This is a genomic window from Paenibacillus dokdonensis (genome assembly GCF_004916975.1).
Classification (GTDB): Bacteria; Bacillota; Bacilli; order Paenibacillales; family Paenibacillaceae; genus Paenibacillus_AQ; species Paenibacillus_AQ dokdonensis.
This window is the reverse complement of sequence record NZ_STGQ01000001.1, coordinates 465,906-479,241: the sequence shown is the minus strand read 5'-3', so window position 1 is coordinate 479,241 and position 13,336 is coordinate 465,906. Positions and strand designations below refer to the sequence as shown.

11 protein-coding genes are annotated in these 13,336 nt (G+C 47.5%); 2 read left to right on the top strand and 9 right to left on the bottom strand.

The annotated features are described in order from the left end of the window. Window positions 1-77: 77 nt before the first annotated feature. The 5 genes from E6W40_RS02390 to leuB all read right to left on the bottom strand — a co-directional run bounded on the left by E6W40_RS02390 (window position 78) and on the right by leuB (window position 5,809). Window positions 78-1,625 (bottom strand): leucyl aminopeptidase, encoded by a 1,548-nt coding sequence (locus tag E6W40_RS02390; RefSeq protein ID WP_246072813.1) that lies wholly within the window; start codon window positions 1,623-1,625, stop codon window positions 78-80. A gap of 107 nt (window positions 1,626-1,732) precedes the next feature. After that, window positions 1,733-2,845, bottom strand: a complete 1,113-nt coding sequence (locus tag E6W40_RS02385) for an ATP-binding protein (RefSeq protein ID WP_136604012.1) — start codon at window positions 2,843-2,845, stop codon at window positions 1,733-1,735. Between the two features lie 335 nt (window positions 2,846-3,180). After that, the gene (locus E6W40_RS02380; protein WP_136604011.1) at window positions 3,181-3,588 is read right to left on the bottom strand and encodes a hypothetical protein; all 408 of its coding nucleotides are present in this window, start codon (window positions 3,586-3,588) and stop codon (window positions 3,181-3,183) included. A gap of 229 nt (window positions 3,589-3,817) precedes the next feature. Next, window positions 3,818-4,363 (bottom strand): peroxiredoxin, encoded by a 546-nt coding sequence (locus E6W40_RS02375; RefSeq protein ID WP_136604010.1) that lies wholly within the window; start codon window positions 4,361-4,363, stop codon window positions 3,818-3,820. 366 nt (window positions 4,364-4,729) lie between these two features. Continuing rightward, window positions 4,730-5,809 carry a 3-isopropylmalate dehydrogenase gene (leuB, locus tag E6W40_RS02370; protein ID WP_136604009.1) on the bottom strand — a complete coding sequence of 360 codons (1,080 nt, stop codon included), beginning with the start codon at window positions 5,807-5,809 and terminating at the stop codon, window positions 4,730-4,732. A 286-nt stretch (window positions 5,810-6,095) separates the two neighbouring features. Between leuB and E6W40_RS02365 the strand changes: the two genes are divergently transcribed. Beyond that, window positions 6,096-7,076, top strand: a complete 981-nt coding sequence (locus E6W40_RS02365) for an aldo/keto reductase (protein ID WP_136604008.1) — start codon at window positions 6,096-6,098, stop codon at window positions 7,074-7,076. A 117-nt stretch (window positions 7,077-7,193) separates the two neighbouring features. Here E6W40_RS02365 and E6W40_RS02360 read toward each other — a convergent pair whose 3' ends face one another. From E6W40_RS02360 to ilvB, 4 genes are all read right to left on the bottom strand, one after another. After that, window positions 7,194-8,735, bottom strand: a complete 1,542-nt coding sequence (locus E6W40_RS02360) for a 2-isopropylmalate synthase (RefSeq protein ID WP_136604007.1) — start codon at window positions 8,733-8,735, stop codon at window positions 7,194-7,196. 183 nt (window positions 8,736-8,918) lie between these two features. After that, on the bottom strand, window positions 8,919-9,911 hold the full coding sequence (gene ilvC, locus E6W40_RS02355) for a ketol-acid reductoisomerase (protein WP_136604006.1): 993 nt from the start codon (window positions 9,909-9,911) through the stop codon (window positions 8,919-8,921). A 142-nt stretch (window positions 9,912-10,053) separates the two neighbouring features. Beyond that, window positions 10,054-10,539: an acetolactate synthase small subunit gene (gene ilvN / locus E6W40_RS02350; RefSeq protein WP_136604005.1), complete on the bottom strand. Its 486-nt coding sequence runs from the start codon at window positions 10,537-10,539 to the stop codon at window positions 10,054-10,056. Between the two features lie 2 nt (window positions 10,540-10,541). Then, window positions 10,542-12,287: a biosynthetic-type acetolactate synthase large subunit gene (ilvB, locus tag E6W40_RS02345; protein ID WP_136604004.1), complete on the bottom strand. Its 1,746-nt coding sequence runs from the start codon at window positions 12,285-12,287 to the stop codon at window positions 10,542-10,544. A 562-nt stretch (window positions 12,288-12,849) separates the two neighbouring features. Here ilvB and E6W40_RS02340 point away from each other — a divergent pair. Next, on the top strand, window positions 12,850-13,293 hold the full coding sequence (locus E6W40_RS02340) for a GNAT family N-acetyltransferase (protein ID WP_136604003.1): 444 nt from the start codon (window positions 12,850-12,852) through the stop codon (window positions 13,291-13,293). Window positions 13,294-13,336 lie beyond the last annotated feature (43 nt).

Below are 13,336 nucleotides of genomic sequence, written 5' to 3'. Positions count from 1 at the left end.
GACAGAACGCTTCTTGAAGAAAAATAATGGGCAGTCCCAAGTTCACAACGGAACTAGGGGCTGCCCATTTTTCATAGTTATTTTTTCATTGCTTCCTGTGATAGAATCCATTCGGTAATGGTGCGGACCATGACCCCTGTCGCCCCTTTCGGATTGACACCCCGCTCCTTATTCACAAAAGCCGTACCTGCGATATCCAGGTGGATCCAGGGCAGCCCCTCAGCAAAGGTACCGATAAATAGGCCTGCGGTGATCGCAGCCCCCCTAGCCCCCGTACTGTTGCTAAGATCAGCCACATCGCTTTTCAGCATATCCCAGAATTCCTTGTAAGCGGGCAGGGGCCATACCTTCTCACCGGTTCGTTTGGAGGCAAGAATGAACTCTTCGAGCATGGTATCGTCATTCGTAACCACCCCTGTGGCTATGTCTCCCAGAGCCGACAGTACAGCTCCCGTGAGCGTAGCGACATCAATGAACTTAACGGCTCCCTGCTGCCTCGCATAGGTCATGCCGTCCGCAAGCACGACCCTGCCTTCCGCATCGGTGTTTAGAACCTCTATCGTCCGCCCGCTGAGACTTTGAATAATATCACCCGGCTTGAAGGCATTGCCTCCCGGCATATTTTCAGCCGTTGGGATAACCATCACGACGTTAACCGCAGGCCTAAGGATGCCCAAGGCATTCATGACCCCGAGTACAGCGGCGGCACCGCCCATATCGCTGATCATTTCCTCCATCCCAACCCGCTTTTTCAGTGAGATGCCTCCTGTATCGAATGTAATGCCTTTACCAACCAGGCCTGTAACATCGTCCCATTCAGCTCTGCCTTGATATTTGATCATTATCAGCCTTGGCGGATGCACACTGCCCTTTCCGACAGCAACCAGTCCGCCCATACCCAGCGTCTCTAGCTGCTTTTCATCCAGAACAGCTGATTCGAATCCATGCTTTTCCGCGATCTCCATGGCGGCCTTGGTCAAATCGTCAGGTACCAGGAAGTTTCCTGGCAAATTGGTTAAATCTCTAGCCAGACAAGTGGACTCAGCATATGCCTTTCCGCGCTGAATGCCAACCTCCCAATCCAATAATTCAGCAGCCGAAACCTTACCTTTTCGCAATAATATCAGCTGCTCAATTCCCTTGTAGGAGGAAGTATTCTTTTTATACTGCTTATGGCGGTAGGAGCCTAAGATCATTCCCTCCGTTATTGCCTGGGCGGCTACAAGAGCATTTTGCTCCACAGAAAAAGTAAGCAGCGGTGAGCTGAGCTCCCATGCCAGCTTTTTTGCCCTCATTTTTAACGCCTGCCTTGCTGCCTGAGCAGATGCAACCCTTAATTCCTCTGATGTTAGAGGGCGCTCGCCAGCACCTACGAAAATCACCGTCCGGTATTCTCCGCGTCCCGGAAGCGGGACGGCATACGTTTGAAAAGGCGCAGCCTGAAACAGATGACTCTCCATCAAAGGCATAAGCATTGAATTCCACACCTGCTGCATGCTTCCATCCTGAATACCCTGGGGTGATACCAATACAATAAACGCATCAACATCATACTGCCCTGCGTCGAGATCTTTTTTCCAATCCATTGATACCTGTATATGTTCAGAGCCGTAATATCCATTCATGGGCAATCTTCCTTTGTCTTGAAGTTTTCGGACGTATAATCATATATATTATTCCACGTTTGTCCAAAGCAACTCCAAAGACCGTTTCTTTTGCCCAAAAAACAAAACTAGATCATCTCCACAATCGGCAGAGAAATCACAAATTCAGTTCCTTTGCCAGCAGTGCTGTTGACTGCGATATACCCTTTATGATTTTTGATGATCCGATAGCTCACCGACAGTCCGAGGCCTGTCCCGCTTTCCTTGGTCGTAAAAAAAGGATCAAACAGATGGGAGAGCGTATTATGGTCCATCCCTTTACCATTGTCCGAAATGCAGATATGCACGTTCTTGTTGTCGCGATACGTCTGGATTTCAATCAGCCCGCCATTTTCACCGCTTAGGTGATCAATCGCATCCATCGCATTTTTAACCATGTTCAAAATCACCTGCTTGATTTGCTTCACATCAACTGAAATATGTAGAGGCGGGATGTCGTCATGCAGCATCACTTGGCAGCCTTTCATCAGTGCCTCGCTCTCGGTCAGCAGCACGACTTCCTTAAGCAAGGAAAGTACCGGAATAACCGTGGTCTGAGGGGCGGAAGGCTTTGAAGAATTCAAAAATTCATATATGATATCATTGGCTCTATCAATTTCCATAAGGATAATCCGGGCATATTCGTCTTTTCCTAATTTAATCAGATGGGGTCGCAGCAGTTGAATAAAGCCCCTGATTGCAGTTAGCGGATTTCGGATTTCATGTGCAATGGAGGCGGATATTTTCCCAAGCATGGCAAGCTTGTCGTTCCTATAGGCGGTTTGTTCAATTTGCTTAAAATCCGACACATCCTTGACGCTAAACAAATAATCTCCATCCATTTGATCGCCGTATGTTACGGTAAGCAGCCACTGCCGACCGGATTCATCCGTCAGCTCATGGTATTTTTTGCAGTGGAAAATCGTTTCACGATAAATCCGCAGGATTTTCTTTTTCTTGAACCGGCTTAGCTGTGGATGCCGCAAAATTTGCAGCAATGTACAGCCCGTAAGGGATTTACGGGACACTTCCAGCAGCCTGGCCATCTGCACATTAATAAACGTCAGCACACCTTCGCTGTCAAACAGCATTACACCGCTATCCAAGTGCTCCAAAATATTTTCATACTTGTTCTTCACCAGCTGCGTAGATTGAAAAGCCTCAAGGGACTGTAGCAACGTCTCCTGGATATCGCTCAACACGATACTCCCCCTTTTCAAGAAAATGAAAGATTCATTCTCTCCCCCATCTCTTATTCTTACATCTATAGACAAACAATAAGAAAGATAGTTTTATCATAGACAAGGTAGCCGGAAAACTCAATCGGAGAAACTGTCGAAAAAACAAAATTATGGTTAAATTTTCTAATTAAATGGCCGCTGCCTTCATATTAGAGGAATTCCTTTTAGCTTAACATATGAAACCCCTCCATTGAATGAAAACAAAAGCACCAAATACATGAATCCACATGTACCGATGCTTTTAACACCTATCATTTTAGGGATTGCTCCCTATTACAATAGATACGCTATGATGATCATGCCTTATGCTGCAATCGCAGCCTCCGCTGGCTCATAACGGCCAATCTTTTCTTTAATTCGCCCTCCCATTTCTCGTCCTGCATTTGTTTGGCTATGGTCAACAAGTCCAGCGCCATATCAATTTGGCTTTGTACGATGTCCTTGGGATCCTCCTTTTCGCAATTGACGACATTTTCGAAAATAGTCTCGTCATCTTCCACGACATAGTCCTGGAAATCAATTTCCCCAGCTCCGTCACCATGCGCATATTCAGCTAAAATTTCATATTCATTCTCAACCCTGTAATGAACTTCAACCCGGTGGCACACGGGACAGAACAGCAGGGGAACATTGTGGACCTGAGTGCGATAATGTTTTAATGTTCCCTTTGTTCCAACCATACTCGCTCCGCAGCAATAACTCATGCTAGTTCACCCTCCTCTTGATTCCACCGTATTCTTCATAATGTATTCGCTTTATTCTATGTCAATTCCTTTTTCAGTTCAACGAACAGCATAAAATTCCTGAATTTATATTAACGTATTTCCCTGGGTTTAAACGAATTATTCAAACCGCAAGGTATAAAAAGCCCCCGTTGCCGGATATGAGCTACTAACCTCACACCCGGCAAAGGGGGCTTGTCCATATTTAATGTTAAGCGAACAGGTTCTTGTCGCCTGGTTTCCAGTTCATTGCACACAATCCGCCGGATTGCAGAGCTTGCAGAACACGGAGAGTTTCTTCAACGCTGCGGCCGATATCATTGTGGTTAACCACTTGATATTTCAGTTCGCCTTCAGGGTTGATGATGAACAAGCCGCGCAGTGCTACGCCTTCTTCTTCGATGTATACGCCGTAGTCTTTAGCAACGGATCTAGTGATGTCCGAAGCCAGCGGGAAGTTGATTTGTCCCAGACCGTTGGAATCTCTTGGAGTCGTGATCCAAGCTTTGTGACTGTGGATAGAGTCTGTGCTTACGCCCAAGATTTCAGCGTCAAGTGCTTTGAATTGGTCAGCAGCATCGCTAAGTGCTGTAATTTCAGTTGGGCACACGAATGTGAAGTCCAAAGGATAGAAGAAGAATACGAGCCATTTACCGCGGTAGTCGGTCAGACTTGCTTTACTGAAGTCGGATCCGTCACCTGTTACGGTTTCCATTGTAAAATCAGGAGCTGCTTTACCTACTAAACGTTCTGCCATGTTTAAAAATCCTCCTTTGAGATATATATAGAATGATTGAAAAGCTAACCTTTCATTCCATTCTATATGAAAGAAAAACAATAGTTTTTCTTATTTCATAGTATATGTGATCCATGTGGAATCTACATTTAAAATGGTATCATTCGTCCTTTTCAAAGTCAAGACTATAAACATTATTTATTTATAATAATTATAAATAAGATGTTTCCGTGAACAAAAGCTTCCTATTAATATGTAGTTTCTTTGAAGCTCCTCTACATTCCGATTTTAAGTATGTACTATATCCCATCAATACATACAACAAGCGGGTATCACTTTAATAAAGTGACACCCGCCTGCTATGTTCATTTCAGTCATCTGTACGTATTACTTCTTGATGGCTGCTACAATCAGATCTCCCATCTCACGCGTACCAATCGCCTTGCTCTTATCCACAGCGATATCGCTCGTACGATGTCCTTCGTTCAGTACCTGGGATACCGCTGCTTCAATGGCATCCGCCGCATCTGCATAATTGAATGTCAGACGGAACATCAGGGCAAGCGACAGGATCGTTGCAATCGGGTTAGCCAGGTTCTGGCCAGCGATATCCGGTGCAGAGCCGTGTACCGGCTCAAACAATCCGAATGCCCCCTCGCCCATCGAAGCTGATGCCAGCATACCGATGGAACCGGTCAGCATTGCCGCTTCATCACTGAGGATATCTCCGAACATATTTTCCGTTACGATCACATCAAAGCTTGCCGGACGGCGGAGCAGCTGCATAGCGCAGTTATCGACGAGCACATGCTCCAGCTCAACATCCGGATAATCTGCAGATACACGGATGACGACTTCACGCCATAGGCGCGAGGTTTCAAGCACGTTAGCTTTGTCGACGGAAGCAAGCTTCTTGCGGCGCTTCTGGGCAATTTCGAAGCCTTGGCGCACAATGCGCTCCACTTCTGCTACGTTGTATACACAAGTATCAACCGCTTCTTCGCCATGCTCACCCTGGCGTCTGAACTTGTCTCCAAAATAGATTCCTCCGGTCAGTTCACGAACGACCATCAAATCCGTTCCTTCAAGCACTTCCGGTTTCAGTGTCGAAGCATCCTTCAGGCAGTCGAACACAACCGCCGGACGAAGATTGGAGAACAATCCGAGTGCTTTGCGAATGCCCAGGAGGCCGGTTTCCGGACGCAGCTCCTTGGAATTGCTGTCCCATTTGGGACCGCCTACAGCGCCAAGCAGTACAGCATCGGCATTTTTACAAACGGACAATGTCTCTTCCGGAAGAGGTGTGCCTTTCTCGTCTATGGCAATACCGCCAAACAGAGCATGCTCTGTTTCAAAAGAATATCCAAACAGTTCTTCTGTACGTTTAAGCACTTTCTCGGCTTCCGCTACGACCTCTGGTCCTATTCCGTCTCCGCTGATTACGGCAATTTTCTTCACTTCTGGCATGTTTTCCGTCACTCCTTATGGTTACTTCTCACTGATCTAATTATCTATCTATTGTTGTATCACATTCTCAAGGCTGTTGACCAAGATATAGAATCTATCACCTTTATAGTATTTTCCTATAAGCAGGTGTTATGCCGTGATCATTGGGCTAACAATCGAATCTCAAGTTGCCCTATCCTGATTATTCCAGTTAAAATAGTATTGTGAATCAATTTCATAACTCACTAAAACGATAAAATTGATTCTTGTATAGTCCAAAAAAATTCGCCGAAGGAGTTGAACGATTTTGCAATACACCTATCTCGGTAAATCAGGTCTGAAGGTCAGCCGTTTATGTCTGGGTACGATGAATTTCGGCCCGGCGACGGATGAAAAGGAAGCGTTCCGCATCATGGATGCTGCCTTGGATGCCGGAATCCAGTTTTTTGACACCGCTAACATTTACGGCTGGGGTCAAAACTCCGGTCTTACTGAAACGATCATCGGCCGCTGGTTCGCTCAAGGCGGAGGCCGCCGCGAAAAAGTTGTACTCGCTACCAAGATCCATGGTAACATGCATGATCCGGCTGACGGTCCGAACAGCACGGAAGGTCTGTCTTCGTACAAAATCCGCCGTCATCTGGAAGGCTCTCTGAAACGTCTGCAAACCGATCATATTGAGCTGTATCAGATGCACCATGTGGACCGCAATGTATCCTGGGATGAGCTGTGGGGCGCATTCGAGCTCGCAGTGTCGCAGGGCAAAATCGGCTATGTCGGTTCCAGCAACTTTGCGGGCTGGCAGATTGCACAAGCCCAGGGTGAAGCGCAAAAACGACATTTCCTCGGCCTCGTGGCTGAGCAGCATAAATACAACCTGAACTGCCGTCTGCCTGAGCTCGAAGTCCTTCCTGCCGCAAAAGCGATGGGACTCGGCGTGATTCCTTGGAGCCCGCTGGACGGGGGCATGCTTGGGCGTAATGCGCTGAAAAAGCTGGAAGGCACCCGCAGCGGCAACAACCCGAAAAAGATTGAGAAACACCGTGCACAGCTGGAAGCCTTCGCAGAATTATGTAACGAGCTTGGCGAACCACAGGATAATGTCGCTCTTGCATGGCTGCTGACCCATCCTGCAGTCACAGCGCCAATCATTGGTCCACGCACATTGGAGCAGTTTGAAAGCTCGCTGCGCGTAGTTGAGATTAAGCTGGATGAATCCTTATTAAAGCGGTTAGATGAAATTTTCCCAGGACCCGGCGGTGAAGCTCCGGAAGCCTACGCTTGGTAATTGTATTTGAAATTCATTGCTTAACAAGTAGGAAAATGCCCTGATATATAAATAAAGGCAGGCCGCCATCTGCGGTCTGCCTTTTAATATGTCTGCCGGCAAGAAAATTCAATCTTCTTACAAGCTTGCCCGTTCTCTCTTGCTGAATGTTTTGCGTTTCTCGATAAGCTGGTTCAGTGCATCCACGTATGCACGCGCACTGGCTTCCAGAATATCCGTGCTGAGCCCGCGTCCTTGCGCGGATACATCATTTTGGGTCAGGACTACATGCACCTCACCCTGCGCATCCTTACCACGAGAGACCGACTTGATGGAGTAATCGGACAAGGTAACCTCTTCACGGGTCGCTTTATCGATCGCGTTATAAATCGCATCTACCGAACCATTACCTTCCGCTTCCTCTTCAAGCTCCTGATCCTGATCCTTGATAATACGTACCTGGGCTGTAGGCACCGAACGGTTACCATAGGTAACGTAGATCGTTTCCAGTTGGAAGACTTCCGGTGTATCCACCAGCTTCTCTTCTACCAGAGCCATAATATCGTCATCGGAAACTTCCTTCTTCTTGTCTGCAAGCACTTTGAATCTGGCAAAAGCCTGGTTCAACTGCTGTTCATCCAACTCATATCCCATGTCGAGCAGTTTTTCACGGAATGCATGGCGTCCGGAGTGCTTGCCTAGTACCAGCTTGCTTTCCTTCAGACCGATGGTTTCAGGAGTCATGATTTCATACGTCGTTTTCTCTTTCAGCATGCCATCCTGGTGAATTCCGGATTCATGGGCGAAGGCGTTCGCACCGACAATCGCTTTATTGCCCGGAACCACCATACCTGTAAGCTTGCTGACCAAGCGGCTTGTGCGAGAAATTTCCGACAAATTCAGAGAAGTCTTGGCACCGAAAAATTCCTGACGGGTCTCCAGTGCCATCGCAATCTCTTCAATCGCCGTATTGCCTGCACGTTCACCGATTCCGTTAACGGTTCCTTCAATCTGGTCGGCACCGTTTTGGATAGCGGCGAGTGTATTGGCTGTGGCCATTCCGAGATCATTATGACAATGAGCGCTAAGCTGCACCTTATCGATATCCGGAACATTTTCCTTCAGGTATTTGAAGATCGCACCATATTCCGAAGGGTTCAGGTATCCGACCGTATCCGGAATATTAACGACTTTCACACCTTCATTCACTGCCATTGAGACCATTTCCACCATGAAATCCAGCTCAGTACGTCCCGCATCCTCCAGAGAAAATTCAATCTTGGAAAAATACTTCTTCGCATACTGCAGAGCGGATTGCGCGGTTTGGAGCACCTGCTCCTTCTCCATACGCAGCTTATGCTTCCGGTGAATCGGCGACGTGGCCAGAAAGATGTGGATGCAAGGATCCTGTGCACCGATCAGTGCTTCACGGACAGCATCGATGTCCTGTTCTCTGGAACGGGATAAGCCGATGACGGTTACATCCTTCACCGCTTTAGCAACCGCGTTCACCGCTGCCAAATCTCCAGGAGATGCAGCAGGGAAGCCTGCCTCCATACGGTCAATTCCTAATTTTTCCAACTGGTATGCAATCTCAAGCTTCTCACGGGTATTCAGGTTTACGCCAGGAGACTGCTCCCCGTCGCGTAATGTTGTGTCAAACACATAAATTTTCCGCAAGTCCAAGGCACCTCCTTCATCATACAAAACCTCTTAAAAAAACCCCCACAACGTGGCGCTTCTGCTTCGAAGCCTTCCAAAAACCTTGTGGGGACCCCGAATAAATAATCTCTTAAAACTTCTGATGCGGCTCACGCATATGCACGGCCGCATCAAAAGGGAATAATATCGTATAAATATGAATTATTTCTTAATCCAATGCATCATTTCACGCAGCTGGGCACCAACAACTTCGATCGGATGGTTAGCTTCGTTGCGGCGAGTCGCATTCAGGAATGCGCGATTCGATTGGTTTTCAAGAATAAAGTCGCGTGCGAATTTACCTTGTTGGATATCGTTAAGTACTTCTTTCATTGCTTTCTTCGTTTCATCAGTTACAACGCGAGGTCCAGTTACATAGTCACCATACTCGGCAGTGTTGGAGATGGAATCACGCATGTTAGCCATGCCGCCTTCATAGATCATGTCGACGATCAGCTTCATTTCGTGCAAGCATTCGAAGTATGCCATTTCAGGAGCATATCCTGCTTCAACTAAAGTTTCGAAGCCGGCTTTGATCAGGGCAGTTACACCGCCGCAAAGTACAGCCTGTTCACCAAACAGGTCGGTTTCGGTTTCTTCACGGAAGGAAGTTTCGATAACCCCTGCACGTGTACAGCCGATACCTTTTGCATAAGCAAGGCCAATTTGCTTGGCTTGTCCGGTTGCATCCTGCTCGATTGCGATCAGACCCGGTACGCCGAAGCCTTCAACGTAAGTACGGCGAACCATGTGACCAGGGGATTTTGGAGCTACCAGAAGCACGTCCGCATCCTTAGGAGCCACGATTTGTCCGAAGTGGATGTTAAAGCCATGGGAGAACATCAAAGCTGCGCCTTTTTTCAGGTTTGGTTCGATGTCATTTTTATAAACCGAAGCTTGAGTTTCGTCCGGCATCAGGATTTGCACGATGTCCGCTTTGCTTGTTGCTTCAGCAACGGAGAGAACTTCAAAACCATCATTTTTTGCTTTATCAAAAGATTTTCCTTCGCGAAGGCCGATAATTACTTTCACACCACTGTCACGCAGGTTTTGTGCTTGGGCATGACCCTGGCTACCATAACCGATAACCGCTACTGTTTTGCCTTTCAATACGCTAAGTTCTGCATCCTGTTCATAATAAGTAGTAACTGCCATGTTAATAAATCCTCCTTTATTTTTAAAAAGAACCCTTATGAAGAGCGGGTGTTTCAAGAGACCCTGACCTGCTTCTATGCCGATCTCTTCAAACCCCCGCTCTTTAAGCGGGTATTTTATTTAATCTGCTTTCATTGCATGATTATACATTTCCGCGAATCATCGCAGTAACGCCGGTTCGGGATAGCTCGCGAACACCGTATGGCTTCAAGAGCTCAATCATTGCGTCAATTTTAGTGGTATCCCCTACCACTTGCACCATCAGGTTGTGGCTGCCGATGTCAACCACCGATGCCCGGAACGTTTCAACAACCCCCATAATTTCAGGACGGTTGACCGGTTCGGCGTTAACCTTGATAAGCGCCAGCTCCCTTGCCACCATAGGATTAGAGCTAAGATTGATGACTTTAATGACGTCGATCAGCTTATACAGCTGCTTTTCAATCTGTTCCAGTGTCTGCTCATCACCAATGGTCACAATGACCATCCGCGAGAGTCCTGCTTCTTCCGATTGTCCTACTGTGATGCTTTCAATATTAAATCCGCGTCGGCCAAACAGTCCGGAGACCCTTTGCAAAACGCCCGGCTGGTCATTAACTAGAACGGCGATGGTATGTCTCGTACTCATATTTATGCATCTCCCAACAACATTTGATCAATGGTCGAGCCTTGAGTTACCATCGGGTACACGTTTTCACCCTTGCTGACCACGAATTCGACAACGACAGGTCCAGGTGTTTCAAGCGCTTCCGCCCAAGCTTTGTGGGCTTCTTCCTTGTTGGTTGCCCGGAGTCCTTTAACACCGTAAGCCTCAGCCAATTTCACGAAATCAGGACTGCCTTCCAGATCAATGTGGCTGTAACGGTTGTCGTAAATCAACTCCTGCCACTGGCGGACCATGCCCAGCACCTGATTGTTGATGATAACAATTTTGACCGGGATGTTGTTTATGGCACAAATAGCCAGCTCTTGCGAGCACATTTGCATACCGCCATCACCGTTGATCGAGATGACCAGGCGTTCCGGATGAGCCATCTGGGCACCGATTGCAGAAGGCAATCCGAATCCCATCGTCCCCAGTCCGCCGGATGTAATCCATGAACGCGGTTGGTTGAATTTGTAATACTGAGCCGACCACATTTGATGCTGTCCAACGTCCGTCGTAACAATGGCTTCGCCTTTGGTCGTATCGTTCAGCATCTCGATAACCCATTGTGGTTTGAGAACTGTATCGGAGTCCTGATAACGGTAAGGCTGTTCCATTTTCAGCTGCTGAATCCGGGTTCTCCATGCATCCGCCTTAGCCGCACGCTTCACTTCCGGATTAAGCATCTCCAGAACCGTCTTCACATCACCAACAATCGGGATATCCGTCGGAACGTTTTTACCGATTTCCGCCGGATCAATGTCGATATGCACGATCTTGGCATGAGGGGCGAATCCGTCCAGTTTGCCTGTTACCCGGTCATCAAAGCGGGCGCCGATGTTGATCAGAAGATCCGACTCCTGAATGGCAATATTCGACGTGTAGGTTCCGTGCATTCCCGGCATTCCGGTCCAAAGCTCATGACCGCTTGGGAAAGCTCCCAGTCCCAAAAGCGTTGTCGTGATCGGAATCTCTGTCCGCTTCACGAATTCGAAAAGCTCATCATGACCTCCGGAGTAGATAACCCCGCCTCCTGCCAGAATCATCGGACGCTCGGCATCCTCAATCGCCTGTACCAATTTATCCAACTGCAGTTTGTTTGGCACCATCCGTGGATTGTATCCGCGAAGGTTTACCGCGTTGCTGCTTGGCTCAAACAAAGTCAATGCTGCTGAAACATCCTTCGGAATGTCGATCAGTACCGGACCTTTGCGGCCAGTTGAAGCGATGTGGAAAGCTTCATGAATGACCCGCGGCAGATCTTTCACGTCTCTAACCAGGTAGCTGTGCTTCGTAATCGGCATTGTAATGCCGGTGATATCGGCTTCCTGGAAAGCATCCGTTCCGATCAGTGTAGTGGCCACGTTGCCTGTAATGACTACCAGAGGAACGGAATCCATGTAAGCTGTGGCAATTCCTGTGACCAGGTTTGTCGCCCCCGGTCCCGACGTTGCAATACATACGCCGACTTTGCCGCTTGCTCTTGCGTAGCCGTCTGCCGCATGAATTGCTCCCTGCTCATGACGAGTTAGCACATGCTTGAAATCCTCAAATCCATACATTGCATCGTAAATATACAGCACTGCCCCACCTGGATATCCGAAAACACACTCGACGCCTTCAAGTAAAAGGCTGCGAAGCAATATTTCCGAACCGGTAATGACTTCCGGCTTCATCCATTTCTCACGTAGTTGTTCTGTAGACCGCACTTCAGGAATTTGCGCGCTCATCAGTCATCCTCCTCCTCATAATTTACATACATATAACATTCAAAAAAACAAAAAACCTTCCGTCCTCCACGCAGAATGATTCTGCGTGAGGGACGAAAGGTTGTGCTTCCGTGGTACCACCCATATTTGCCATGCATCTCGCAATGCTAGGCCTCACCAGGTATAGAAAATAAGGATCGACACTCTAGAGAGTCAGCCGTTTCCATACCCAAAGTCCGTAACGTGGACTTGACGATTCTCCCTAATAAGCTTTAGTGCTTTTCAGGAGAACAGCTCCGAGGTGAGCTCGTATAAAAGGGATTTTGGTGGAGGTTACAGCAATTCCTCACACTCTCTGAGCAAAAGGGCCCTTTAAACTTCGTCCTCTTCATTGCCGATCACGATATATTCGTTAAAATGTTTAGACACATTATATGATTCATCGAACTTAAAAGTCAATACCCTTATTTTTAAAAGTAGAAAATCACCATCACAATAGACTACACACCTACTTCTGCCTTCCCTCATATGATGACATGTATTCATCTTTGATGAAGCCCATCTTGAAGGGAGGACAGACGTGATGATCAGGTATCGGAGACCCAAACAAGACGACGCGTTCATTATGCGATTAATCGATTCCCAACTTGTCCCACTCTCACATTTAAACACGGTTCAGCTTGAAGCTGTTCGCAAGGATATTCCCAAGAGATTGGGCCGCGGGATTACCTTGATAGCATGCCAAAATTACGAGGATAACCCTTTTGGCTTTGTCCATTACATCCTGCATGGCGACCTTTTGTACATCGATATGTTGGCCGTTGCACCCGAATCACAGCGCAAAAGATGGGGCAATACGCTGATGGTTCATGCTGAAAAATTTGCAGTGTCACGCGGGTGCAAACGGTCCAAAGTGATGGTTGATGCCGGTAATGCCAGCGGTCTATCTTTTTATAAAAAGCTGGGATATGTTACAGTGCGGTACCACACACAAAATCATTGTCATGAGCTGGAAAAAACGTTGTGATCGTTCAAACAAACGGCGGCATTTTACAGCGAACAGGCACAGT